Annotated in this window: 18 protein-coding genes and 1 tRNA gene; 15 read left to right on the top strand and 4 right to left on the bottom strand. The window is 61.0% G+C overall.

Annotation, left to right across the window (positions count from 1 at the left end; all coding sequences use genetic code 11):
* Nucleotides 1–3: 3 nt before the first annotated feature.
* The 14 genes from lolB (at nucleotide 4) to EV678_RS10395 (ending at nucleotide 20,551) form a co-directional block, all read left to right on the top strand.
* Nucleotides 4–579, top strand: coding sequence for a lipoprotein insertase outer membrane protein LolB (gene lolB / locus EV678_RS10460; protein WP_130459491.1), 576 nt, complete (start codon nucleotides 4–6; stop codon nucleotides 577–579).
* Nucleotides 576–1,427 (top strand): 4-(cytidine 5'-diphospho)-2-C-methyl-D-erythritol kinase, encoded by an 852-nt coding sequence (gene ispE, locus EV678_RS10455; protein ID WP_130459490.1) that lies wholly within the window; start codon nucleotides 576–578, stop codon nucleotides 1,425–1,427. Before lolB ends, ispE begins: the two co-directional genes overlap by 4 nt.
* Nucleotides 1,428–1,599: 172 nt before the next feature.
* A tRNA-Gln gene (locus tag EV678_RS10450) sits at nucleotides 1,600–1,676 on the top strand.
* Between the two features lie 61 nt (nucleotides 1,677–1,737).
* Entirely contained in the window at nucleotides 1,738–2,691 is a 954-nt protein-coding gene (locus EV678_RS10445; RefSeq protein WP_130459489.1) for a ribose-phosphate pyrophosphokinase, read from the top strand.
* A gap of 53 nt (nucleotides 2,692–2,744) precedes the next feature.
* Nucleotides 2,745–3,347, top strand: coding sequence for a 50S ribosomal protein L25/general stress protein Ctc (locus EV678_RS10440; RefSeq protein WP_014236140.1), 603 nt, complete (start codon nucleotides 2,745–2,747; stop codon nucleotides 3,345–3,347).
* Nucleotides 3,348–3,422: 75 nt separating this feature from the next.
* Nucleotides 3,423–4,001 (top strand): aminoacyl-tRNA hydrolase, encoded by a 579-nt coding sequence (pth, locus tag EV678_RS10435; RefSeq protein WP_014236141.1) that lies wholly within the window; start codon nucleotides 3,423–3,425, stop codon nucleotides 3,999–4,001.
* Nucleotides 4,002–4,014: 13 nt separating this feature from the next.
* Entirely contained in the window at nucleotides 4,015–5,106 is a 1,092-nt protein-coding gene (gene ychF / locus EV678_RS10430) for a redox-regulated ATPase YchF (RefSeq protein WP_014236142.1), read from the top strand.
* Nucleotides 5,107–5,302: 196 nt separating this feature from the next.
* Nucleotides 5,303–6,514 carry a tyrosine-type recombinase/integrase gene (locus EV678_RS10425; RefSeq protein WP_130459488.1) on the top strand — a complete coding sequence of 404 codons (1,212 nt, stop codon included), beginning with the start codon at nucleotides 5,303–5,305 and terminating at the stop codon, nucleotides 6,512–6,514.
* A gap of 333 nt (nucleotides 6,515–6,847) precedes the next feature.
* Complete coding sequence (locus EV678_RS10420; RefSeq protein ID WP_130459487.1) at nucleotides 6,848–7,909, top strand: Fic family protein; 1,062 nt, start codon at nucleotides 6,848–6,850, stop codon at nucleotides 7,907–7,909.
* Nucleotides 7,906–11,220 (top strand): helicase-related protein, encoded by a 3,315-nt coding sequence (locus EV678_RS10415; protein WP_130459486.1) that lies wholly within the window; start codon nucleotides 7,906–7,908, stop codon nucleotides 11,218–11,220. The genes EV678_RS10420 and EV678_RS10415 overlap by 4 nt, the downstream gene beginning before the upstream one ends.
* Nucleotides 11,213–15,145 (top strand): Eco57I restriction-modification methylase domain-containing protein, encoded by a 3,933-nt coding sequence (locus tag EV678_RS10410; protein ID WP_130459485.1) that lies wholly within the window; start codon nucleotides 11,213–11,215, stop codon nucleotides 15,143–15,145. The genes EV678_RS10415 and EV678_RS10410 overlap by 8 nt, the downstream gene beginning before the upstream one ends.
* On the top strand, nucleotides 15,142–17,148 hold the full coding sequence (locus EV678_RS10405; protein WP_130459484.1) for an AAA family ATPase: 2,007 nt from the start codon (nucleotides 15,142–15,144) through the stop codon (nucleotides 17,146–17,148). The genes EV678_RS10410 and EV678_RS10405 overlap by 4 nt, the downstream gene beginning before the upstream one ends.
* Before the next feature lie 77 nt (nucleotides 17,149–17,225).
* Nucleotides 17,226–19,097 carry an SIR2 family protein gene (locus EV678_RS10400; RefSeq protein ID WP_130459483.1) on the top strand — a complete coding sequence of 624 codons (1,872 nt, stop codon included), beginning with the start codon at nucleotides 17,226–17,228 and terminating at the stop codon, nucleotides 19,095–19,097.
* The gene (locus tag EV678_RS10395; protein ID WP_130459482.1) at nucleotides 19,094–20,551 is read left to right on the top strand and encodes an argonaute/piwi family protein; all 1,458 of its coding nucleotides are present in this window, start codon (nucleotides 19,094–19,096) and stop codon (nucleotides 20,549–20,551) included. The genes EV678_RS10400 and EV678_RS10395 overlap by 4 nt, the downstream gene beginning before the upstream one ends.
* Nucleotides 20,552–20,555: 4 nt before the next feature.
* Here the strand turns inward: EV678_RS10395 and EV678_RS10390 are convergent, their stop codons facing one another.
* Both EV678_RS10390 and EV678_RS10385 read right to left on the bottom strand, forming a co-directional pair.
* A complete protein-coding gene (locus EV678_RS10390) occupies nucleotides 20,556–21,410 on the bottom strand; it encodes an integrase domain-containing protein (RefSeq protein WP_207222254.1) in 855 nt (284 codons plus the stop codon).
* 608 nt (nucleotides 21,411–22,018) lie between these two features.
* Nucleotides 22,019–23,176, bottom strand: coding sequence for an STY4528 family pathogenicity island replication protein (locus EV678_RS10385; protein WP_165397500.1), 1,158 nt, complete (start codon nucleotides 23,174–23,176; stop codon nucleotides 22,019–22,021).
* Between the two features lie 370 nt (nucleotides 23,177–23,546).
* On the opposite strand from EV678_RS10385, the gene gluQRS reads away from it, so the two are divergent.
* On the top strand, nucleotides 23,547–24,458 hold the full coding sequence (gene gluQRS / locus EV678_RS10380; RefSeq protein ID WP_130459479.1) for a tRNA glutamyl-Q(34) synthetase GluQRS: 912 nt from the start codon (nucleotides 23,547–23,549) through the stop codon (nucleotides 24,456–24,458).
* Between the two features lie 25 nt (nucleotides 24,459–24,483).
* On the opposite strand, the gene clsB is transcribed toward gluQRS, so the two are convergent.
* The gene (gene clsB, locus EV678_RS10375; protein WP_130459478.1) at nucleotides 24,484–25,644 is read right to left on the bottom strand and encodes a cardiolipin synthase ClsB; all 1,161 of its coding nucleotides are present in this window, start codon (nucleotides 25,642–25,644) and stop codon (nucleotides 24,484–24,486) included.
* 5 nt (nucleotides 25,645–25,649) lie between these two features.
* Nucleotides 25,650–26,405, bottom strand: a complete 756-nt coding sequence (locus tag EV678_RS10370; protein ID WP_130459477.1) for an endonuclease/exonuclease/phosphatase family protein — start codon at nucleotides 26,403–26,405, stop codon at nucleotides 25,650–25,652.
* Nucleotides 26,406–26,512 lie beyond the last annotated feature (107 nt).

Raw genomic sequence — 26,512 nt, 5'->3', positions numbered from 1 at the left:
TCCGTGGTCGCCGCATTTCTCCGTTTAGGCGCCGGAGCGCTCCTGGCCCTGCTCGCCGCCTGCAGCACCGTGCCGGAGCGCTATGCCGTGCCCGCCGTGGCGCGGGAAACCTTGCAGTCCTTCCAGATCGAGGGGCGTTTTTCCCTGCGCTACGAACAGGCCAGTTACTCCGGCAAGATCGCCTGGCGCCATGCCCCTGAAGGCGACGACATCTTCCTCATGAATCCCTTCGGCCAGGGCGCGGCAGAGATCAGCCGCCGTCCCGGCGTTGCCCGTCTGGTGACGGCCGACCAGAAGGAATTCCAGGCTGCCGATGCGGACCAGCTGGTGGCCGACGTGCTGGGCTATCCCCTGCCGGTGGCCGGCATGGGCGAATGGTTGCTGGCCCGTGCCGCCCCGGCAGGGGCGGCGGAGCGCGACGGCGCCGGCCGCCTGCTGCGCCTGCAGGAGGCCGGCTGGAGCATCGACTACGACTACGGCGACAACCCCAGTCCCCAGGCCCTGCCGGTGCGGCTGACGGCCCGACGGGGCGAAGCCCTGGAGCTGAAGTTGCGCATCGACGACTGGAGCGCCCAATGAACCCGGCCTGGACCTGGGGCAGCGCCTACCCGGCGCCGGCCAAGCTCAATCTCTTCCTGCATGTGGTGGGCCGACGCGCCGACGGCTATCACCTGCTGCAGACCCTGTTCCGTTTCGTCGATTACGGCGACACCCTGCACTTCGCGCCCCGGGAGGACGGCCAGGTGCGCCTGCTCAATCCCCTGCCCGGGGTGCCGGAGGAGAGCGACCTCACCGTGCGGGCCGCCCGTCTCCTGCAGCAGGCGGCCAACTGCACCCGGGGGGCGGATATCCGCCTGGAGAAGCGGCTGCCCATGGGCGGTGGCCTGGGAGGCGGCAGTTCCGACGCCGCCACCGTGCTGCTGGCCCTCAACCACCTGTGGCAACTGGGCCTGTCCCGGGAACGGTTGCAGGCCCTGGGCCTGACCCTGGGGGCCGATGTGCCGGTCTTCATCTTCGGCCGCACCGCCTTCGCCGAGGGCGTGGGCGAGGCGCTGCAGGCCGTGCCGGCGACGCCGGCCTGGTATCTGGTGCTGCAGCCGCCGGTGGCGGTGCCCACCGTGGACATCTTCCGGGCTCCCGAACTGAAGCGGGACACGCCGGCCATGGCGGCTGCCGATTGGCGGCCCGGCCTGGGCGGCAACGATCTGGAGCCGGTGGCCTGCGCCCGCTTTCCCGAGGTGGCGCGGCACCTGGCATGGCTGCAGCGTTTCGGCCGGGCCCGCATGAGCGGCTCCGGGGCCTGCGTCTTTGCCGAATTCCCGGACCAGGCCGGGGCCGAGGCGGCCCTGGCCCAGCTGCCGCCCGACATGCAGGGCTGGGTGGCGCCCGGGCTGGACAGCCACCCCCTGTACGGACTGTTGCCCTAGGGTGGCCGGGTGGGTGGCGAAGTTTTTTGGCAAAAGATTTGCCCGCCCGAAATTTTTTGTGTAATATCCGCGCCTCGCTAGTCACGCAGCGCAACGCAGGTTGCGGGACAGGCACAGATTTCCAGTCGCTGGCGGCAGCAGTTCTGATGTCCGGCAGCGCCAAACCGGTTACTGGGGAGTCGCCAAGTTGGTTAAGGCACCGGATTTTGATTCCGGCATGCGAAGGTTCGAATCCTTCCTCCCCAGCCAATAATTCCGAGACAACGGGCAGGTACATACCTGCCCGTATTGCATTTCTGGGGGCGCCCCTATGGCTTTCAATAGCCTGATGGTCTTTACCGGCAACGCTAATCCCAAGTTGGCTGCCGACGTGGTTTCCCGCCTGGGCCGCCGTCCCCTGGGACGTGCCAGCGTAGGCCGCTTCTCCGACGGGGAAGTGAGCGTGGAAATCGAAGAGCACGTGCGTGGTCACGACGTCTTCATCCTGCAGTCCACCTGTGCCCCCTCCAACGATACCCTGATGGAACTGCTGGTGATGGTGGATGCGCTGAAGCGCGCCTCCGCCGGTCGCATCACCGCCGCCATCCCCTATTTCGGCTACGCCCGCCAGGATCGCCGCTCCCGTTCTTCCCGGGTGCCCATCGCCGCCAAGCTGGTGGCCGACCTGCTGACCGCCGCCGGCGTGGACCGGGTCCTCACCATGGACCTGCATGCCGAGCAGATCCAGGGCTTCTTCGATATCCCGGTGGATAACGTCTACGCCCTGCCGATCCTGCTGGAAGACATCCAGAAGCAGAACCACGAAAACCTGCTGGTGGTCTCCCCCGACCACGGCGGCGTGGTCCGCGCCCGTTCCCTGGCCAAGCGCCTGGAGTGCGACCTGGCCATCATCGACAAGCGTCGCCCCAAGGCCAACGTCTCCGAAGTGATGAACATCATCGGCGAAGTGGACGGCCGCACCTGCATCATCATGGACGACATCGTCGACACCGCCGGCACCCTGTGCAAGGCCGCCTCTGCCCTCAAGGCCAACGGCGCCCAGAAGGTGGTGGCCTACTGTACCCACCCGGTGCTGTCCGGCGCCGCTGTGGAGCGGGTCAATTCCTCCGACCTGGACGAACTGGTGGTGACCGACACCATTCCGCTGCGCGACGATGCCATGGCCTGTACCCGCATCCGCCAGCTGTCCGTGGCCGAACTGCTGGCCGAGACCATCCGGCGCATCAGCAACGAGGACTCCGTGTCCTCCCTGTTCATCGAATAAGTTTTCTCAACCCCCCGGCTGGTCGCGGTCGGGGTCTTTACTTTGGAGTCATCATGATCTTTGAATTCAACGCCGATAAGCGCAACGACCAGGGCACCGGAGCGAGCCGCCGCCTGCGTCGTGCCGGCAAGGTCCCGGGCATCGTCTACGGTGGTACCGCTGCCCCCATCTCCATCGAGGTGGACCACAACGCCATCTACCTGGCTCTGCGCAAGGAAGCCTTCCACTCTTCCCTGATCAACCTGAACATCGACGGCAAGAAGGAATCCGTTCTGCTGCGCGACTACCAGGCTCACCCCTACAAGGCCATCGTGCTGCACGTGGACTTCCAGCGCGTCGATCCCAACCAGAAGCTGCACACCAAGGTGCCCCTGCACTTCGTGAACGCTGACATCGCTCCCGGCGTCAAGCTGGGCGGCGGCATCGTCTCCCACGTGCTGAACGAAGTGGAAGTGACCTGCCTGGCTGCCGACCTGCCCGAGTTCATCGAAGTGGACCTGAAGGACCTGGCTGCCGGCCACTCCATCCACATCGCCGACGTCAAGCTGCCCAAGGGCGTGGCTCTGGTGCAGCACGGCCAGGACAACCCCGTGGTCGCCACCATCATGACCGTGCGCGGCGCTGCCGCAGCCGAAGAAGCGGCTCCTGCTGCTTAATCTTCCGGTCTGACCGTGCAAGAAGCCGCCGCCGGGCTCAGCCCTCGCGGCGGCTTTATTTTTTGAGTCTTTCCAGTGAACGCACCCCGTCTCATCGTTGGCCTCGGCAACCCCGGCGCGGAATACGAAGATACCCGGCACAATGCGGGCTTCTGGCTGGTGGACCGCCTGGCCCGGGACCTCAAGGTCAGCTTGGCGCCCCAGAGCAAGTTCCTCGGCCTGGCCGCCCGGGCCGGTGATACCTGGCTGCTGCAGCCCACCACCTTCATGAACCGTTCCGGCCATGCGGTGGCGGCCCTGGCCCGCTTCTACAAGATCGAACCGGAAGAGGTGCTGGTGGTGCATGACGAACTGGACCTGATGCCCGGTGCCATCCGCCTCAAGCAGGGCGGCGGCAACGGCGGCCACAACGGCCTCAAGGACATCCAGGCCCAGCTCGGCAGTCCCAATTTCTGGCGCCTGCGCCTGGGGATCGGCCACCCCCGCAGCCTCAACCTGAAGCAGGAAGTCGTCGATTTCGTCCTGCATCGCCCCCGGGCCGAGGAGCAGACGGAAATCGACAAGGCCATCGACCGCTGCCTGCTGGCCTGGCCCCGCATCGCCGCCGGCGATTTCGCCGCCGCCCAACAACAGTTACACGGCAAAACCGTTTAGCAAGGAAAACACCATGAGCTTGAAATGCGGCATCGTTGGTCTGCCCAACGTCGGCAAATCCACCCTCTTCAATGCCCTGACCAAGGCGGGCATCGAAGCGGCCAACTACCCCTTCTGCACCATCGAGCCCAATGTGGGCATCGTTGAAGTGCCCGATCCCCGCATGGCGGCCCTGGCCGAGATCGTCAAACCCCAGCGCATGCAGCCGGCCATCGTCGAGTTCGTGGACATCGCAGGCCTGGTGGCCGGCGCCTCCAAGGGCGAAGGCCTGGGCAACCAGTTCCTGGCCAACATCCGGGAAACCGATGCCATCGTGAACGTGGTGCGCTGTTTCGACGACCCCAATGTGGTGCACGTCTCCGGCAAGGTGGATCCCATCGCCGACATCGAGACCATCATCACCGAGCTGGCCCTGGCCGACCTGGCCGTGGTGGAGCGCACCATCGCCCGGGACGGCAAGAAGGCCAAGTCCGGCGACAAGGAAGCCCAGAAGCTGGTGGCCGTGCTGGAAAAGCTGCTGCCCCACCTCAACGAAGGCAAGCCGGCCCGCACCGCCGGCCTGTCCGACGACGACAAGCTCATCGTCAAGCCCCTCTGCCTGCTCACCGTGAAGCCCGCCATGTACGTGGGCAACGTCATGGAAGACGGCTTCGAGAACAATCCCCACCTGGACCGCCTGCGCGAACATGCCGCCAAGGAAGGCGCTCCCGTGGTGGCCGTGTGCGCCAAGATCGAGGAAGAACTGGCGGATCTGGAAGACGAGGACAAGCAGGCCTTCCTGGCCGACCTGGGTCTGGAGGAGCCGGGCCTCAACCGTCTCATCCGCGCCGGCTACGACCTGCTCGGCCTGCAGACCTACTTCACCGCCGGGGTCAAGGAAGTACGCGCCTGGACCATCCACAAGGGCGACACTGCCCCCCAGGCCGCCGGCGTCATCCACACCGACTTCGAGAAGGGCTTCATCCGGGCCCAGACCATCGCCTACGCCGACTTCATCGCCTTCAAGGGCGAGCAGGGCGCCAAGGAAGCCGGCAAGATGCGCTCCGAAGGTAAGGAATACGTGGTGCAGGACGGCGACGTCATGAACTTCCTGTTCAACGTCTGACGATTTTTGCTGGATCTCGGTGGCGCTCAGTAGCGCTTGGTAGATAGATTGGCCCTTTGTAAATCAATGGGTTGCGTAAACAATACGGTCTACTGAGCGTTCCTATTGTTCATCGAGGTCTGAAAAAATCGGGGGTAGCGTTGGGGGTACTCGTGTTCAACCGTGGGGGTACATCTCCCCGCAGTGGAGTCCAACGATGCCCGAGAATCTACTCACTGATGCCAAGGTCAAGGCAGCCAAACCAACTGATCGAGACTGGAAACTTTCAGACGGCGGGGGCCTGTTCCTGCTGGTCAAGCCCACCGGCGGCAAGCTCTGGCGGTGGAAGTACCGGATGCAAGGCAAGGAGAACCTCTTTGCCATTGGCGGCTTTCCTCAAGTAAGTCTTGCAGAGGCGCGAGCGGTTCGAGAGAAGGCCCGCGCCTTGGTCAAGCAAGGCATTCATCCTGCCCATGAACGGCAGCAGGTCAAGCAGCGCAACCTTGAAGCGCTGGAGGAACGCAAGCGCGCAAAGGAAAGCTCGTTCGCCAAGGTGGCACAGGCGTACTTGGCCGAGATCAAGCCAGTCTTTGCGCTCAGCTCCTACCGCACGAAAGAGTCCCGCATCAGGAAGTACCTGTCGCCGAAGTTTGACGGGATGCCGATGAGCGATATCGGCGTGAAGCAGATTCGTCCGCTGTTGGAAGAGTGCAAGGCCCATGGCGCATGGGCGGCCATTCACGTCAAAGGTGATCTTTCGGCGATCTTCGAGTTTGCGGTGGTGCGTGGCCTGGTAGAGGCCAATCCAATTCCCAGTCTTCGCGGGCTGCTGCGCGTGCCGTTCAGCGAGAGCAAGGCGGCGATGACGCGAGAGCAAATCCAGAAGTTCTATCAGGAGTTGCGCGGTTACCGGGGCTATCCGGAAACTTCGTTGTGTCTGCGGTTGATTGCTCTGACCGCTTGCCGTCCAGGGGAAGCGGCGGATGCCGAGTGGGACGAGTTCGACTTTGAGGATGCACTGTGGCGTCGGCCTGCGGCGAAGATGAAAGCGCGGCGCGATCATGTCAGCCCGTTGTCTGCACAGGCCATTGCCGTGCTGAAGGGCTTGCAGTGCATCACGGGTGGTGGCCGCTATCTGTTCCCACACCGGAGCGGCAAGGGCTTTACTACGCCCAACCGGTTGACCTACGCCATGCGCGACATGAACCTGGGCCGGGGCACAACGCCGCATTGCTGGCGGACGACCTTTTCAACCTGGGCCAATGAGAACGGATACCGGCCTGATGCAATCGAGCGGCAGCTTGCCCACGTTGAAAGCAACAAGGTGCGGGCGACGTATAACAAGGCGCTGCTGCTGGATCAGAGAAGGACGCTGTTGCAGGACTGGGCGGACTATCTGGGTGCGGCGGAGGGCAGCGGCACGGCATAGGAAAGAGTTGGCTGGGTGTTGCAGAACCAATGGACAGGGCGGCCTTTTCCTTTTCTGGATAGGGCCGTTGTCCCTTGAGTGCCGTTCCCTTGCCGTTTGCCTTTGCCCTGAGTTGGGCCTGGAAATGGGGTAAACAATGGGGGAAATAGGGTAATTGTGAAATTATTACCCCTTTTAGGCGTTTCCTTCCTGGTCGGCCATGCCGGCCCCGCGCGACCGGGCCTACGTTCATGAAATGGGGTAATCAAACACCTTTAATGAGGTATTTCTAGAGACAATGCCCCATTTAAAGGCTATGATTACCCCATTTAGACAGCCTGGGCTTACATTTCCATGCACTCGCTCACACCCGAGTACCTCGCCGCGCTTCGCTTCGATGGCACCCAGGCCGCCACGTTGCGCACACTGGGCGAGTACCAGGGTAAGCAGCAACTCTACGCCGCGCATTCGCCCGAAGCCCTCAAAGGGCTACGCCAGATCGCGGTAGTCGAATCCACCGAGTCATCCAACCGCCTGGAAGGCGTTGTCGTCGCACCCTCGCGGCTGAAGTCTCTGGTCATCCGCAATGCAACGCCAAAGAGCCGTTCCGAACAGGAGATCGCCGGCTACCGTGACGCCCTGGCCCTGATCCACGAGTCTGCCGCGCACATGCCCTTCAGCGAAGGCGTAGTGCTGCAACTGCACACCCTGCTGTACCGCTATATGCCGCAGGCGGGCGGACGCTGGAAAGCCACCAACAACGACATCATCGAACGCCATCCCGATGGCACGTCGCGGTTGCGCTTCCAGCCAGTTGCTGCACACCTCACACCCATGGCCATGGCCGATCTGACCGGGCGCTACGCCACCGCACTGGATCAGCACCTAGCCGATCCGCTGGTGCTGGTGCCGCTGGCGATGCTCGACTTCCTGTGCATCCACCCCTTCCCGGATGGCAACGGTCGCATGTCCCGCTTGTTGACCTTGCTGCTGCTCTACCACTTCGACTATGCCGTGGGCCGCTACATCAGTTTGGAACGCATCTTCGAGGACACCAAGGAAAGCTATTACGAGACGCTGGAAGCCAGTTCGCAGGGATGGCACCAGGGGCTGCACGACGTAAAGCCCTGGCTTGACTACTTCTGGGGCGCCTTGCTGCGGGCCTACCGCGAGTTCGAGGAGCGTGTCGGCACCATCGAACGTGGCCGTGGCAGTAAAGGCGACCGGGTGCGTGCGGAAGTCCTGGGGCGCACCCTGCCGTTCTCGATTTCCGAAATTGAAGAAGCCTGCCCGGGCGTGAGCCGGGACATGGTTCGACTAGTGCTGCGGGCGATGAAATCAGAGGGGTTGATCGAATCAACAGGCAAGGGGCGAGGGGCGAAGTGGCTTCGCACCAATCAATCGGGTGAGAAATGAGTACTCAAAGAAACATCATCAGTCATGGCATCCGTGACAACCATACTCGCGGCAAGGTCGCCGACTTCCTGGCCGAGAAAATGGCCGCAGGCAGCCAACTTTCCGTGGTATCGGCCTACTTCACCATCTACGCCTACGATGCGCTGTCCAGTCAGCTTGACCAGATCGATCATCTGAACTTCCTGTTCGGCGAACCCCGCTTCATCGCTTCGCTCGACCCGGACAAGACCGACAAGAAAGCTTTCAAGATCGAAGACGAAGGCATGGAGTTGGCCAACCGCCTGCAACAGAAGGAAGTCGCTCGTCGCTGCGCTGCATGGTTGCGCGACAAGGTCGATATCCGCTCAGTCCGCCAGGCCAACCTCCTGCACGGCAAGCTCTATCACATTGACGATGGCCGACGTGAACATGCGCTATTGGGCAGCTCAAACTTCACCCGGCGCGGCCTCGGCTTGTCCGATACGCCCAACATCGAACTGAACCTCATTGTCGATGGCGACCGCGACAGGGCCGACCTCAAACAATGGTTCGATGAAATCTGGAGCGACGAAAAACTGGTTGCCGACGTCAAGGCCGATGTTCTGCGCTACCTGGAGCAGCTTTATGTCGATCATGCGCCGGAGTTCGTCTATTTCAAGACGCTCTACCACGTCTTCGAACGCTTCCTGTCCGGGCAGGAAGCCGACGCCGCATTGTTCGACCAAACCGCCATCATCGATACAGAGGTCTGGAAGGCACTGTTCGATTTCCAGAAGGACGGTGTCAAAGGCGCCATCCACAAGATCAACCTGCATAACGGCTGCATCCTGGCCGACAGCGTGGGCCTGGGTAAAACCTACTTGGCATTGGCGGTCATCAAGTACTACGAGCTGCGCAATCACCGTGTGCTGGTGCTATGCCCCAAGAAGCTGCGCGACAACTGGACGGTCTATCTCGCCCAGAACAACAGCGAACTCAACCCCTTCCTCAAGGATCGCTTTGCCTACACAGTGCTCTCGCACACCGACCTGTCACGTGACAGCGGCCGCGTAGATGGCATCGACCTGGCAACGCTCAACTGGGGCAACTTCGATCTGATCGTCATCGACGAATCGCACAACTTCCGCAACAACACCAAGGGCAAGCGCGACGAAGAAGGCAACCTCATCAAGAAGAGCCGCTATGAGCGGCTGATGGACGACATCATCAAGACTGGGGTCAAGACCAAGGTGTTGCTGCTATCCGCAACCCCGGTCAACAACGACCTCAAAGACCTGCGAAACCAAATCTACTTTGTCACCGAAGGGCGCGATACTGCCTTTTCGCAGAGCTTCGGCATCAACAGCATCAAGGACACGCTTACCGTCGCCCAAAAGACCTTCATGGAGTGGGCCAGGCGCTCTGGCGAGCGGGATGCCCGTGACCTGATGGAAAGGCTCTCCGCTGGGTTCTTCACCCTGCTGGACGAACTCACCATCGCTCGTTCGCGCAAGCACATCCAGAAGTATTACAAAGCCTCGATGGCACAGATCGGCCAGTTCCCCAAGCGCAAAAAGCCGGAATCCGTGTTCTCCGAAATCGACCTCAAGGGTCGCTTCCTCTCTTACGACAAGTTGAACGACGAGATCGACAACTACCAGCTTTCCATCTTCAAGCCGTCCAAGTACGTGCTGGAAGCGTTCAAGGCGCAGTACGAAGACCATCGCGTCAAGAACTTCAGCCAGGAGAACCGCGAGAAGTTCCTGATCGGCATGATGAAGGTGAACTTCCTCAAGCGCCTGGAAAGCTCTGTGCGCGCCTTTGCCATCACCATGGAGCGCACCGTCAGCAAGATCGAAGACTTGGAAGAACGGCTCAAGCAGTTCCTGCAACACCAGGCCGAGACGGCGGAAGACATCCAGCCTGATTTCTTCGTGGAGCCAGCCGAAGAAGACGAAGAACTGGCCCAGGCCTTCCAGGCGGGAACCAAGCTCAAGTACCGCATGGAGCATATGGACGTGGCCGCCTGGCTGGCCGATCTGACCACCGACAAGCAACAGCTTTCGCTGCTGGCCGATGCTGCCCAAGCCGTCGATGCATCGCGCGATGCCAAGCTCGCCGAACTCAAGTGCCTCATCGAACACAAGGTGCGTCACCCCAGCACCAACACACTGGGCGAGGAAAACCGCAAGGTCATTGTGTTCTGCGCCTTCGCCGATACCGCTGCCTATCTGTACGAAGAATTGGAAGACTGGTCACGCAACACGCTGGGCGTTCACATCGCTCTGGTGTCTGGCGGCGCACGCCCCAACCGCAGCACCTTCGGCCAGGCCGACTTCACCCACATCCTCACTAACTTCGCTCCGCGCGCCAAACAACGGGGCAAGATGAAGTCCATGCCGCAGGATGGCGAAATCGACATCCTCATCGCCACCGACTGCATCTCTGAAGGCCAAAACCTGCAGGACTGCGACTACCTCATCAACTACGACATCCACTGGAACCCGGTGCGCATCATCCAGCGCTTTGGTCGTATCGACCGCATCGGCAGTCCCAACAACGCCATCCAGCTCGTCAACTTCTGGCCCACGCCGGACTTGAACAAGTACATCAATCTCAAGAACCGTGTCGAGGCGCGCATGGCTCTGGTCGATATCGCCGCCACGGCGGAAGACAACATCCTGCAAGCCGAAGACCTAGAAGACCTCATCAAGCAGGACATGCGCTACCGCGACAAGCAATTGCTGCGACTCAAGGACGAAGTGCTCGATCTGGAAGATTTCAACGAGTCCGTCGCGCTGGGCGAATTCACGCTGGATGACTTCCGCATGGAACTGGCCACTTACATCGAGGCCAACCGAGAGAAGCTGGAAGAAGCCCCCTTCGGCCTCTACGCCGTGGTGCCGCCACACGCGGAGTACAGCACCATCAAGCCCGGCATCATCTACTGCCTGAAGCAGCGCATCGACGCCGCCGGCAATGAGGCAGTCAACCCGCTGCAACCGTACTTCCTCGTCTATATCCGTGACGATGGCGAGGTGCGCTACAACTTCACCGCGCCCAAGCAGATCCTGGAAATCTTCCGCGCGGTCTGCCAGGGCCAGACCGAACCACACGCCAAGCTGTGCAAGCTGTTCGACGAAGAGACTGCCCATGGGCAGGACATGAGCCGCTACAGCGGCCTGCTCGACAAGGCGGTGGCTGCCATTGCTGCACAGTTTGGGCGCAAGAACGCGGGGAATCTTTTCTCGGGGCGTGGTGGCAAGCTTGCCGATGCAGCGAAGCAAATCAAGCAAACCAACGATTTCGATCTCATCACCTGGCTGGTGATCAAGGACGTGAACAATGACTGACAACTCCGCCCTTCGCCAATCCATTCAGGATGCGCTGCAAAACTTCTCCACCCAGCCATTGGCAACAGGTGCCATCGCTCTGCTCCATGCCTTGGGCTACAGCAGCGATAAAACGGCAGAACTGGGTAACACAGCAGAAGCGCTACTGGGCAGCATCGAACAATTTCGTCCCGAGCTTGGCAGCATCAGCCGCGCCAAGGTGCATGCCAATCGCTGGAAGTCCTGCGCTTTCCTGTTCCAGCTCACCAACGACGAGATTCCTTCACTGGCTCTGGGGCAAGCACCTGTAGGCGCGGATGGCAAGCTGACACAAGGCCAGATTGAGTCCTTCGTCTTTCTTGCCATCGATCTGCAAGGCGAGGGTTGGTCGCGCAGCCAGCTGGCAACCATCGCACGTGAGTTGAACAAGCGATTCCCCATGCCGGCCATCTTCCTGTTCCGCCAGGAAGAGCTGTTTTCTCTCGCGGTGATCGACCGGCGGCAAAACATGCGCGATGCCAGCCGCGACGTCATCGACAGCCGCATCACCGTCATCAAGGATGTGCGCCTTACCGCCCCTCATCGTGCGCACACAGACATCCTGGCAAGCCTCACCTTGATGAATCTGGGCGACAAGCGCCGACCCGGCAACTTCCGCGAACTGTATGACGCCTGGATCGACACGCTCTCCACGCAGAAGCTCAACAAGGATTTCTATCAGCAACTGGCTTGGTGGTACATGTGGGCCACCAAGGAGGTGGAATTTCCGAAGGGCGGCGGGCCGGATCGCAATGCCATTGGTGTCATCCGCTTGCTTACGCGCCTGATCTTCGTCTGGTTCATCAAAGAGCGCGGTTTGGTACCCAATACCCTGTTCGAGCGGGAAGCATTGCGCGGCCTGCTAAAGCAGGCGCCGGATACCGCGCCGGATGAAAGCAACTACTACCACGCCATTCTGCAAAACCTGTTCTTTGCCACCCTGAATCAGGAGATGGGCAATGACCGCCGCTGGGCCAAAACCGGCAACGGCATGAAGGGCGATTACCTCATCTCGCTGGTCTATCGTCATCAGGACGCCTTCAAGCACCCTGAAACAGTACTGCAAGACTACTTCGCCCACGTGCCCTTCCTCAACGGCGGCCTGTTTGAGTGCCTGGACGAGCAACTTACGGATGAGGAGCTGGCCCGCCGCCCGGAACTTAAAAAATTGGTGGTGCAGGAGGGCAAAGGATTGGTACTGCGCATCGACGGTTTCTCGCGTCGCCCCGATGCCCAAGCCAAAGTACCGAACAAGCTCTTTTTCGGTGGCACGGATGATGCGACGCTGAACACCGAGTTCGAGACCAAGGGCAAGCGTTATCCGGTCAAGGGCCTGATAGACCTGCTCGACAGCTACAAATTCACCGTGGACGAGAACACGCCGCTGGACGAGGAAGTAGCGCTCGATCCCGAACTGCTGGGCAAGGTATTCGAGAACCTGCTTGCCAGCTACAACCCGGACACCCGCAGCACTGCGCGCAAACAGTCCGGCAGTTTCTACACCCCGCGCGAGGTGGTGGACTACATGGTGGACGAGGCACTCATTGCCTACTTCGCCCGTCATCTACCCAACGGGGAACAGCGCGAACAAGATTTGCGCCAGTTGCTCTCGCACGCCGACACGGAGCACGCTTTCGGCGAAGCAGAGGCCGACGTGCTGGTGCTCGCCATTGAACAACTGAAAGTGCTCGATCCGGCCTGCGGCTCTGGCGCCTTCCCAATGGGTGTCTTGGCCAAGCTCTTCGTGGCTTTGAAAAAACTCGATCCCGACAACCGCCGCTGGCGCGACCAGAACCTGGCTCCGCTGCAACAGCGCCTCGCCTTGGCGAAGAAAACGCCCGACCCCGTGCAGCGCGATGCCGAAATCGAAGATGCCGAAGCCGCGCTGGAAAAGCACAAGAAGGACTTTGCCGACCCGGCCTATGCCGACTACACCCGCAAGCTCTATCTGATCGAGAAGTGCATCTTCGGCTCGGACATCCAGCCCATAGCGGTACAGATTGCCAAACTGCGCTTTTTCATCGCCCTCATCGTCAGCCAACCCATAGACCGCAGCAAGCCTAACTGGAATATCACCCCGCTGCCCAATCTGGAAACCAAGATCGTCGCTGCCAACACCCTGTTCGGCGTGCCGCGCCACGGCGCGCAAGGATCGCTGTTGGATGACCCGGCCATCGCGGAGAAGGAGGCCGAACTGCGTGATGCCAACGCCGCCTACTTCACCTCGCGTACCCGTGCCACCAAGAAGCGCCGCAAGGAAAAGGTGCAGAAGCTGCACGAGGAGTTGGTAACTCTGCTCAAGCGCGATGGTTTCGTCACTGCCAACGACGCCGAGCGCATGGCGCGCTGGGATCCGTTTGACCAGAATCGCTACGCTGACTTCTTCGATGTGGAATGGATGTTCGGCATGCCACGTGCGCAGGACAATTCCGAAGCGGTGTTCGACATCGTGATTGCCAACCCGCCCTATGTGCGGCATGAAGACATCAAGGATTTGACGCCCGTTCTGAAGAGCGAATACCACTACGAGTGCGCTGCTAGCCGGGCAGACCTTTATGTCTTTTTCTATGAGCGTTCGGTCAAGTTGCTCAAGCCGCAAGGTGTGCTGTCGTTCATCACTTCCAACAAATGGTATCGCGCCAAGTATGGCGAGAACCTGCGCCTGTTCATGGCCTCGCACACGCGCCTAGAGAGCATTATTGATTTTGGCGATGAAGCGGTGTTTACCGCCCTTGCCTACCCCACCATCGTGATTGCCACGCGGCGCGAGAAGCCGCTGAACCCGGTGCCTGCGAGCGATCAGGTGCGCGCCTTGAACTGGTCACAGGAGCATCCCGTGGAGCAGTTCCCTGTCGTGTTTCAACAGGAAGCTTTCGATGTGCCACAGTCCGAACTTAAGAAGCAGGGTTGGCAACTCGAACCACAAAGCCAGCGGCAACTGCTGGCACGGATTCGCAGCGCAGGTACACCTTTAGGTGAGTATGTACAAGGACGGTTCTACTACGGAATCAAGACGGGACTGAACGAAGCCTTTGTCATTGATGGGGCGACAAGACAGCGGCTTATCGCGGAAGACCCGAAGTCAGCAGAGTTAATAAAACCCTATCTGCGCGGACGCGATGTCAAACGGTGGAAAGTCGAGTGGGCCGATTTGTATCTCATTGCCTTTCCATTCGGATTTCATGAGCAGTTACCGGAGTATCCGGCAATCCTGAAGCATCTCTCGCAGTTCGAAGATGCCTTGCGAAAGCGTGGTCAATGCACATCCTCGCGTGGGGGAAAGAGTGAAGGTCAACATCACTGGTTGGAGTTAGATAACAACCCCAAAGAAAGCTACCTTGCGGAGTTTGAGAGGCCGAAGATTCTTGTGCCTGCAATTGAGGATGGCGTGGAGTACGCGCCTGATCTCGAAGGTTTTTATGGCAATGACAAGACCAGTATCATCGTCACTGAAGAGTGGCGCTATGTGCTAGGAGTTCTGAATTCATCTCTGTCGTGGTGGATCACTCGCCAGACCTTCTCAGGCAAGCAAGGGGGGTTTTACGAGTTCAAGCCGATGTACGTGTCGAATTTTCCGATTCCGTCAGGTACAAGCACACAGAAAACTCTTATGAGTTCGGTTGTGGATGCGGTACTTGGCACACGTGACCAACGCTATGAGCAACTCATCAATGGTTTCGTCTTTGAGCTGTTCTTCCCCGAGGAACTTCACGCCGCGAATATTCGCCTGTTCGATGCCTGCGAGAAAGCCGGTGTCGGCAAGCTGGCCGCCTCGCAGGGCGACGCGCTTGCCAAGGCAGCGGAAAAACTGGCTGCCACCCTCTTTGCCAACGACCACCCCATCTACGCCATGCTCTTCGACCTGCAAGCCCTGGAAGTGGTGCGCATCATCGAGGGCAAGGAATGAGCGCCGTTCCGCCTGCGCCAGCACCGCCGCCAGCGTCTGTAGCGTCGGCAACGCCCCTGCGCATCAAGCGCCTCACGCTTACCGACTTTCGCGCCTTCCCCGGTCCAGCGCCTGCGCACTTTGATCTGGATGGTAAGAACCTGCTGGTGTATGGCGAGAACGGGGCGGGCAAGTCGTCGGTCTTTCATGCGCTTTCCGACTTCTTCTCGCTCAAGCGAAGCAGAAACCTCCGTGTCTACAAGAATGTATTTTCAGGAGAACCGGAAACGAGCTGCGCGGTTGAGGTTGAGTTCAACGATGGTGCGCCAAGTGCAAAGTGGTTCATGCAACTAGGCTCAGGCGCGATCGGAGCCGCGCCGCTCGGTAGCCACCCCATCGGCGGCACAACGCCGACCCGTGAGCGACACCCCGCCACAGTTGCCGGGGGTAACGACACACGTGTGACGCAGACTGCTCTGCGCAGGGCTGCACTGGACTATCGCGCCTTGCTTGATACCAACTACAAGCAGGGCGATGGCGCAATCAATCTGTTCGACATCGCCTTGGAAAAACTGCTGGCCGACTTTCCAGTGACGGTGGCTGGTGGAACAACGCAAACCATTGGCGAGTTGTGGAGGGCGGTGGAACAAGCAAAGCCAGCCAAACATACACAACCAGCGTTGACTAGGGTGAATCAGGCCTGCGCGAACTTCAACAATGGTTTCAATCAAGCCCTGACGGCGCTTCATCCCCTTATTGGTACTTTGCTGGGTGATCTGATCGGGTCGGACGTTTCCGTCGCGCCATTTGCTTTTGGCGGCATTACTTACACAGCAGCCTACTACAAGCGGGATCGCGAGATTGCTGGCCGTTCACTTACGTTGGATGTCAGTTATCGCAGCCACCAGCTTTCAGTACCGCAGCATTTCCTGAACGAGGCCCGCCTATCCGCACTGGCATTAGCGATCTATTTGGCGGGACGGCTGGCATGTACACCGACCGCCACTACAACGGCGTTGAAGCTGCTGGTACTCGACGATGTGCTGATTGGCCTCGACCACTCGAACCGCCTGCCAGTGCTGGATGTGCTCAACTCAAAGTTCGCCGACTGGCAAACCGTGCTGCTAACCCACGACCGGGTGTGGTTCGAAATGGCCCGCTTCCATCTAGGTAACACCGGCCACTGGAAGTCTTTGGAAGTCTTCGAAGGCGAAGATGTCGTGCGAGGTATTCCGGCACCCACCGTTCGTGCTCCTGGGAATAAGGCGGCAAAGGCATCGCTTGACCAAGCACGTAATTTTTTGGCAAATCATCACGTTCCCGCTGCTGCCAATTACACCCGTGCTGCCTTCGAACTCGCCCTGAAATCGTTCTGTGAACGATTCGGTGTCCCTGTTGTATTCAAGACAGATCCCCGCCATCTGGATACGGAAAAACTGTTGTCTGCTGTCGAAGGATGGTTTAAGGCCCATTCGGCAAAAGTCTGTATGGCCGGGGTCATTGAGCGGGTTAAATTGTTTCGAAAGGTGGTGCTCAATCCTTACTCTCATGCTGCACCGCCAAACATCGCACGCGCTGAAGTGGAGGGTGCAATAGCATCAGTCGATAAATTGCTGACTGTAATCGAGAATGGTGGGATGGAGGGTAATCCGATTCAGGCAACGAGATCACTCATCGCCAATGCCGCTCCATCTTCAGGCGATCTACATGCTGCATTGGGCTATCTACGAGTGGCATTTTCAGGAAGTCTGCATTCGTTTTGCGAACGTAAGCATGTCGATATTGCGTTTCGGGGGCAACCGGCTGATACCCAGACTTTGTGGCGGGCAGTACTTGGAGGGCAAGCGACGCTATTTCCGCCGCCACAAAATACGGTGCTGGCACAAATCGATGCTGAGAGTCGCTGGCTTGTTTTACCGATTACTGATCCGGCTCTTGCGGCAGTAACTCAGGCAGATTTGGTGCGGCTTGTGGCGTTGCTTGCTCCAGGTAATGATGATCGCTTGATTCTCGATACGATCTGAGAGGTAACCGTAGTATGAGAAAACTAGCTTCAGCAGGCTGATGGAAATCTGGAAGTAGCGCCAATAAGGACACTTGAATGATCAGGACACTGACGGGACCACAATTTGCCAGCACTTTTTGCTTGAGGCCTGAGCAGTTTGCCTGGTTCCTCGGTGCCGGGGCTTCAGCCGCAGCTGGTATTCCGACTGGCTATTCAATGATCCTCGACTTCAAGAAGCGCTTGTTCTGCCAACTGTCGAGGATCAGTCTCCGTGAAGTGGATGCCAACGATCCGCTATGGCAACAGCGGATCGACTTGTTCTTCAGTACGCGCTCGGAGTTGCCAGCACCTGACGATCCCACTGAGTATGCAAGGGCTTTTGAGGCGATATATCCGACTGCGGTAGACCGCCGTACCTACATAGAGCAGGCGGTCACCAGAGGTACGCCGTCCTTTGCTCACCGCGTACTTGCCGCACTGTTGACAACCCGCCGGATTCCTTGCTTATTCACGACCAATTTCGACCAGTTGGTCGAGACGGCGACTACTCTGACCGACCAGTTGGTGCCAGCCAACGAACGCGCAAACATGACGACTGCCGCCATTGACAATGCGGAGCGTGCCGAACGCTGCCTGCGAGAGTCGAGTTGGCCATTTCTAGCCAAGCTGCATGGCGACTTCCAGTCAGTTGAACTGAAGAATACGACCGACGAGTTGAGGGAGCAGGACGTTCGGATGCGACGCGTTCTCGGTGCCGCCTGCGCACGTTTCGGGCTTGTGGTAGTCGGCTACAGCGGCCGCGACGAATCGGTCATGGCTGCGCTAACCGAAGCATTGGCGCAGCCGAATGCCTTTCCAGGCGGGATTTATTGGGTAACGCGTTCGGCAAGCTCCGTTCTTCCTGCTGTCAGTGAGTTGCTTGAGAAGGCTGCCCAAGCGGGTGTGACAACAGCGATTGTCGAATCTCCCACGTTCGATGAATTGGCCGGAGACATCATCGACGGAATAAGCATCCCGCCGGTTTTGTTGCAGCATGTTCAGGAGTCGAGACCAACCCAGATACTGGCAGAGCTGCCACTACCTGTTCGGGAGCAGCGCAGTTTTCCAGTGCTGCAGTGTTCGGCGATCCCGATCCTCTCTATGCCCAAACAGGCGCGTCGTGTTGAGATCGATACCGTAATCACGACGGTTCGTGCCCGGGATCTGGTTCGTGATGCGAAAGCAAGGGCTGTGGTGGCCAGTGTCGGTCGTGAAATCGCCGCTTTTGGTTCCGACGCGGAATTGCTTAGGGCGTTCGCACCTGTCGGAGGAAAGATCGCTGGAACCATTGACCTTCATCCCGATACCGATAGTTGGGCGCTGGGATTGCTTTACGACGCCTTGACCTGGGCGATTAGCAGAGGCAGGCCCTTGTTGCCGCGCTTGAGGCGAAAAGGGCATGCGATCATCGTGGCAAGCGGCCTGCCAACGGATAGCCCGGAACGGGGGGCAGCGCGCAAAGAGAAGTTGTCATACCTCCGGCAAGCATATTCAACACCGTTGTCGGGAACGGTGGAAGGACACGGCTACCCCTTCAGCGAAGGGGTGCAGATTCGGCTGGATCGCGTGGCAGATCGCTGGTGGTGTGCATTCGAGCCTTTTACTTTCGTTGAACTGCCTCGCACGGAGTTCGGTGATGGGACGAGTCACGACGAAGGCGATGACAACGCCGCATCTTTCGTGCGCCGTGCAAATCCCATCATGGATTGGCAGCGTGAACGATGGGCAGGACGGCGAAACAAGGAATGGGCACGACTCATTGCGGGATGGGCGAGGCTCTTGCCGGGCAGTCACGATGGTGTTGTCAAAGCCATTGGCCTCAGAGAGGACTCAGGGCCAGGGCAGGATGCGGAGTTTCGACTGTCGGCAGTGACTGCGTGGAGTCGGCCAAGCCACGACCATGACTACTTTCAACGGAGCGGGCGATGAGTGCAGACTATAGTGCATCGAAGTTGCCGCCCTTCTCTCTGCTGGAAGAGCCGCTGCTGACCTTCAATACGGAAGACACTTCGCTGGACGTGAACCCTTTGCGGGGAATCGTTCAGCATGGTGCGTACAGTAGTTCGATCTTTCCAACTTACACACCTGAACTTCGTATTGCGACGGTAGGCCCGGTCGGTGGCTGGAACAATCTTCGCACATTGGTCAATACGCTGCGATCCAGTCACGCGCCTTCAGATCGAAAACAGTATGTACCTGCGTTTCGTGGCTTCGAAAATACGTTCAATGTTCCTCTGGTCGCTGCCAAAACCGGAGAGGCGCATATCAAGCTGCCGGATGATGTTGGGTCTTTGGGGCCTGAAGGCCCGCCACATGTCCGTTTACTGCACGCGTTGCGTACGGCGATGCAACGCCTGGCATTGGTACATGATCACTTCGATGTCGTACTGGTACATCTGCCGGATGCTTGGCAGATTGCATTTCGTGCACCTGGTTTTGATGCGCACGATGCACTCAAGGCACTAGGTGCGGGGCATGGCATTCCCACCCAAGTCATCAACGATCGCGTTTTCACATTTGGTTATAAGGCTTCATTGGCGTGGCGTCTGTCCATTGCACTCTATGTAAAGGCCGGTGGCATTCCTTGGAAGTTAGCTCCATTGAAGGGCGTGCCTGAGAATACGGCATACATCGGGTTGGCCTATGCCCTGAGGGGAAATCCGCAAGAGGCGCATTACGTGACCTGCTGCTCGCAGGTTTTTGATGCTGATGGCGGGGGCATGCAGTTCGTCGCCTTCGAGGCGCGTGATCCGGTCAAAGACGTTGATGAGGCGCGCCGAAATCCATTTCTTAGCCGAAGTGACATGCGTGCGGTGCTTGCACGGAGCCTGACCCTTTATCAAAGTCGTAATGGAGGCATGCTGCCACGCCGTCTGGTCGTTCATAAGACCACATCGTTCAAGCCAGAGGAACTGGAAGGCGCGTTGGATGCGCTATCCGCTATTCAGGAGGTAGAGTGCGTCGAGGTGGCCAGCAACGCCGGATGGCGAGGCGTTTGGTTGCAAGAAAGCCGTAATCCCACGCCGCAAAGGAAAAGTGAGCCTGATGGTTACCCTGTGCCGCGAGGCGCAGTGATGCAGCGTTCGGGGAGGTCTGCGCTAGTTTGGGTTGCTGGCAATGCACCTCGTGCTGCATCTCGGGGCGATTATTACCAGGGTGGCAAAAGCATTCCGCGCCCAATCAACATCGTGCGATACGCGGGCGTCGGGCCGATTGAACTGACTGCATTCGAAGCGCTTGCTCTGACAAAGATGGACTGGAACAACGATGCGCTATACGACCCAGTTCCAGTCACTATTCGATATTCACAACGGCTGGCAAGAACCATTGCCAATGTCCCGACACTGCCAGGAAATGCTTACGCATACCGGTTGTTTATGTGAAGTACTAGCGCCCACAGTAGGCCGATACGATCCCGGCACGATTGTGGCCAAGCTCCTTACTGATGCTCTCGCGAGCTTCGGTGTCGAGCAAGCGTTGTGGCATTGTCAGCGATTGGCGTTGCGGTCCGCCTGCCGCTGGAGCTTTCCAACCCGTCAAGGCTTCATAGCGACTTTGCGCGTACTGATGACGAAGGCCATGCATGTTGCTCAGTCCCGCCGCCTTGCACTGACCATCGTAGACGTGCCGCTGCTGGATGAAAGTCTTGTCTGCCGGGATCAATGATCCTGTGCCCGCCAAACGGTGTGCTGCCTGGAGCACATCGCGTTGCTCTGCCGTGATGACGGGTACAGTCCGCTCCCGGCCGCCCTTGGTCCACGATCCTTTGAGGGCAATGTGGTCACCCCGATTCGCATAACTGGGCTGGAACTTGATCGCTTCCTCCCGACGCAATCCGAAGGCGGCCTGTAGCTGAAGACTCATACGCACGTGCGCATCGGTGACCTGTTCAAGACCTGTGCCCAGTTCTTGGGCCTTGCTGATGTTGGTCACATAGCGGCGCTCGGCCACGCCGAGTTGCGTGTTGTCCGCCGGCAGGATGCCGGCCTTGCCGATCTTCTCGGCCCACCAGCGCAGGTGAGAGAGCCGATTCTTAATGGTGCCGGACGACAAGCCTTCTCCCTGCCAGCGATCCAGCAGCGCCTGGACGTGCTTGCCCTTGAGAGACGAAGCTTTCATCTGCCGGAAACCGGCCTCGCGCAGTTGCCGCGCGGCCAGCGACAGCGAACGCATCCGGTCGGCCTGCGTGTTGTGACTGCCGTCGCGGTTGCGCTGGCAGAGCTGCCGCAGGGTATAGGTCAAGTCGTCCACTTCCGGCCTCCACGCAAAGCGCCGTACAGCGTTGTCCTGAAATTCAGTGGTTAGTGTTGGTGCCAACTCGCCAAGGCGAGATCCCGTGAGGGCAGGGGCATGGTGTTCAGGAGACACCAGAGCCTCGGGTGAGGCGTCCGTCTTGCTCCCTGCTGGAAGCTCGGACGGAGGTACTACAAGACGAAAGTGATGCGAACGTGGACGAGTCCTCCTATGAAGTGAGTGGGATGAGAAATGCAGCGGGAGCCCTGTGCGTTACACACAGGCAATTGCCGCAAAGGACAGTGCGCCCGGCTGCGCGGTAGGGATGAGTTCAAACAGACGAAGAAGGCTCCGCCCTGGGTAGGGCCGGTATGCGGTCGAAGCCTTGGCATACCCGGGGCGGCTCCACCCTGTCGGGCCAGCGCTTGCAGGAGCCTGCGCTGTTGGGGTGCCGATGTACGAAGCCCATCGGTCTTGGCGACTTCCCGGTCAGTGTAGGACGGCCATCATCATGTATGCCGCACACAATGGGATCTGGCGTTCGCCCGCATTGTTGCTGGTGTGCGTGGGGGCATCACTGCGGCGTGCAGTGACGCCCCGTTTCGCGGCAGCATTTGCTACGCAGGATGCGGCTGCCATCCCCTGGCCTGCATTGCCTGCGCTGCGATGTCCCCAGCGTTCGTCGAGGTGTTCATGATCTTGCGGATGTTGGCGATGTGCGCCAGGGCGGTTTCACGCGATGCCGGTTGCGCAGTCGGTTCAGGGCGGTCTTCGGTACGCGGCGCCCCAGCCGGCCGATTTTCGGCAGGCCGTGGGGCGGCAGATGTCTCCTTACGACCTGCCCACAAGCGGAACTCGCCCGCAAATACGCGCTTCACCAAGGCGAAGAAGTAGGCCACGACATTGCGTACGGTGCCGCTCTGGCTGCGTGCCTGCAACTCGTCGAGTACTTCCTGGCGATGCTGCGGCGGAAGCCGCCGCAAGGCGGCCTGCACGTCCTTTTGCTGATCTGCCTGGGCATTGCTCAGGCATGGCGGCAAGCTCACCGACTGCGATGCCGGATCGCCGTCGCCTTCGCGCGAGCGGTACGTACGTTCTTTTTTATACATATACGTCTTATACGTACCGTCCTGCGCAGCCGTCCTGTGGCGAGCGTGTCCGGTCTGTGGCGGAACAAGCGTGCTTCCAGCGGAATCGCCAGACAATGACGGTGGGTCGGCTGCCTCACCCGCCTGCAACGGCGGAGTAGGGGGCAAATTATCGTCATCGCGGAACTGATCGTGGGCCGCAATGGAAGCCGCTTCCGGCGCTTGCGCCAGCGTTGCCTGAATGTGGACGGCCACCCGATCCACCTGGTTGTTTTCGTGGCCGATGGAAGATTGCAGAAGCGCGGGCAGGCTGGCATCGAGCGTGCAAGCCTGTTGGAAGTCGAGGGCGCTTTCGTGAACCTGATACAGCTCGCTGAGCACATGGCCGGTCAGAGGGTCGCGGTGCTGACCCGCCAGACTGATCCACCCCGTCAGCCGAAGCACGACGAGAACGCGCCGGGCCGTCTCGTATCCGGCTCGTTGGCCCAGCGGGGTAGAGGTGAGATAGCGGCGCAGCTGCCCCAGGTTCGCCAGCGGGCTGATGCCCTCGACAGAGCGCAGCATGCGCAGAACCTGCCAACCATTGCGCTCCAGCGGCGTGAGGCGGGCATCGAGCATGAGCGAGGCCGGCGTAGTGAACAGGGCGTCTTGCCCCAGCGGATTGTGGCGGTTGTGATGGTCTGCCATGGGAGTTCTCCAAGGTCTGGGCCACAGTGGCCCGTTCCCCTGCATCTCATCGCGTACCGTCCCATGCGTCAGCTAACAATGCGGTCTGCGCCATACCCGTTTTATCCGGCAGGCGCAGCGCTGGCACCGGCATCCAGACTGATCTATCATCCCGATACCCCTATGGGGGTACAACTGGGGGTACTTCCAGCGATTCCCGCAAAGGCTGTGGCCCGATTTCCCCGCGAAACCTAGCATTCACGGCCCTTTGCAGACCGATCAACGTTTAAACGTGTGATCAACGTCTGATTTTCTCCCGCCCCATGCCGGCCGGCCCCCTCGTCAGAGCGGGCCGGCTTTTTCTTGGTGCCGATCCGGTAAACTCCGGCCCATGACCCGCTCCCCTTCCGCCTATCGCGGCCGCTTTGCCCCCTCGCCCTCCGGCCCCCTGCATTTCGGTTCCCTGGTGGCTGCCCTCGGCAGTTGCCTGGAGGCCCGTTGCCGCCAGGGCGAGTGGCTGGTGCGCATGGAGGATGTGGATGGGCCGCGCACGGTGCCGGGCGCGGCGGATGCCATCCTGCGCAGCCTGGAAGCCTACGGCTTCGTCTGGGATGGCCCGGTGCTGTGGCAGAGCCAGCGCCACGAGGCCTATGCCGCTGCCCTGGCCCGCCTGCAGGCGGCGGGGCAGGCCTATCCCTGCGCCTGTTCGCGCAAGGAAATCGCCGAGGGCCACGGCGGCCGCTCCATCGACGGCGCCCCCCGCTATGCCGGCACCTGCCGCGGCGGTTTGCAGCCCGGGCAGTCGCCCCGGGCCTGGCGCCTGCGTCTGCCGGACCGGGAGGTGAGCTTCGAGGACGGCCTGCTAGGCCGGGTGGGGCACAACCTGGAGCGGGACGTGGGGGACATCGTTCTGCTGCGGGCCGACGGCCAGTACGCCTACCAGCTGGCGGTGGTGGTGGACGATGCCTTCCAGGGCGTCACCCACGTGGTGCGCGGGGCCGACCTGCTGGATTCGACGCCGCGCCAGATCTGGCTGCAGCAGTGCCTGGGCGTGCCAACGCCGGCCTACGTGCATCTGCCCCTGGCCACCAATGCCCGGGGCGAGAAGCTGTCCAAACAGACCCGGGCGCCGGCCCTGGACGATGACCGGCCGGTGCCGGCCCTGGTGGATGCCCTGGAGTTCCTTGGCCAGCGGCCGCCTCCGGCCCTGCGTGCCGCCAGCCGGGACGAGGTCTGGGCCTGGGCGGTGGCCCACTGGAACCTGGCGCTGGTTCCCCGTTGCCGGGCCGTCAGCCTGGAATAGGGCTTGCCTGCTGGCTCCCAGACCCTCAGTGCCTGGCGCCGTAGCCCGCCAGTCCGATCATCAGCCGCACCAGGGAATAGGCCAGGCGCCGCAGCCAGCGGGAATGCCAGGGAATGCGGCGCCAGCGTCCCGGCAGCAGCTCCCGTCCGCCCTCGGCCATGGCCTGCTGCAGGCTGCTCCGCAACTGGGCGGTGAAGGTGGCGTCCCGCACCACCACATTGGCCTCCCGGGCCAGCAGCAGGGAGAAGGGATCGATGTTGCTGGAGCCCACGGTGGCCCAGTCCCGGTCCACCACCGCCACCTTGGCGTGGAGGAAGCTGCGGTGGTATTCGACGATGCGGATGCCGGCCTCCAGCAGGCTGCCGTAGAGGGCCTGGCTGGCGTAGTGCAGCAGCCGGTATTCCACCCGCCCCTGCAGCAGGATGGTGACGCGCACGCCCCGGGCGGCGGCTTCCCGCAGGGCTTCCTTGAAGCGGCGCCCCGGCAGGAAATAGGCGTTGGCCAGGATCACCTCCTCCCGGGCTGAGGCGATGGCCTGCAGGTAGGCATCCTCGATGTCGCGCCGGTGGCGGATGTTGTCCCGCACCACGAAGGCGGCGAGCTGGTTGCCGACCGGCTGGCAACAGGCCGGGGCCGGCGGCGGCAGGCGGAAGCGGTGGCGGAAACTGGCCCAGACGACGATTTCCCAGACATGCCGCACCGAGCGCTGGATCGGTTCCAGCAACGGGCCCTCGACGCAGACGGCGTAATCGAAGCGGGGCGGAATCTGGTGCGGCGTGTTGCGGTCGTCGATGATGTTGATGCCGCCGACGAAGGCCAGGCGGCCGTCCACCACGGTGATCTTGCGGTGCAGGCGGCGCAGGCGATGCCGTCGCAGGCCCAGGTCGGGCAGTTCCGGGCGGTAGATGAGGACCTGCACGCCGTCGGCCACCAGGGCCGGCATCAGGGTCCGGGGAAAGTCCCGGGCGCCGAAGCCGTCGGCCAGGACCCGCACCTTGAGGCCGCGCCGGGCGGCCCGGCAGAGGGCGGAGGCGACAGCCTGGCCGGTCTCGTCGGCCTCGAAGATGTAGGTCTCCAGATGCACCTCCCGCTCCGCCCCGTCGATGGCGGCCAGCAGGGCGGGGAAGAACTCGTCGCCGCTGTTGAGCAGGGTGACCCGGTTGCCTGGCAGGTAGGCCGCGTCCATGGTGCCTAGACGGGGGTGAGGTGGGCGGAGAGGGCCGCGTGGTCCGAGATGCGCGACCAGGGACGGCCGAAATGGACCTGGGTGGCGCTGACGGCAAAGCCCCGGGCGTAGATGCGGTCCAGGCGGAACAAAGGCAGGCCGGCCGGATAGCTGCGCACCGGGCGGCCCCGGGCGCCGTGGAAGACCTCGGTCAGGCCCAGGCGCTCGGCCAGCAGGCCGTCGGCCCGGTTGCGCCAGTCGTTGAAATCGCCGGCGATGATGAGGGGCGCATCCTCGGGCACCAGACCCTCCAGGCGCTGGGCCAGGGCGTCCATCTGCCGCCGCCGGCTGCGGCCGATCAGGGACAGGTGCACGCAGACGCAATGTAGGTGGCGCTCCCAGCCCGGCACCTGGACTTCGCAATGGAGCAGGCCGCGGCGCTCGAAGCGCAGATGGGTGACGTCCTGGTTGTGGCTGGAGAGGATGGGAAAGCGGGAGAGGATGGCGTTGCCGTGGTGGCCGTGGTCATAGACCATGTTGCGGCCGTAGGCGGCGTCGGGCCACACGTCCTCGGCGAGGAATTCGTGCTGGGGTTCCTCCGGCCAGTGCTCGTGCTGTTCCGCATGGCCCAGGTGCAGCCCCTGCACCTCCTGCAGGAAGACCAGGTCCGGGCCCAGGGCCCGCAGGCGTTCCCGCAGCTCGTGCACCATCATGCGGCGGTTGAACTGGGAAAAGCCCTTGTGGATGTTGTAGGTGGTGATATGCAACGTGGGCGCGGGCATGGCGATGGGGAGGTGATTCCGTCCATTTTCGATAATCGGAGGTTACCACGCCCTTATGCACGGACTAGGTAACGCCCTAGTTCTGGCGGCCTGGGCCGGTCGGTAAG

It is taken from the genome of Azospira oryzae (assembly GCF_004217225.1).
Lineage (GTDB): Bacteria > Pseudomonadota > Gammaproteobacteria > Burkholderiales > Rhodocyclaceae > Azospira > Azospira oryzae.
The sequence above is the reverse complement of the archived record's forward strand: the minus strand, read 5'-3'. Positions and strand labels throughout refer to the sequence as shown.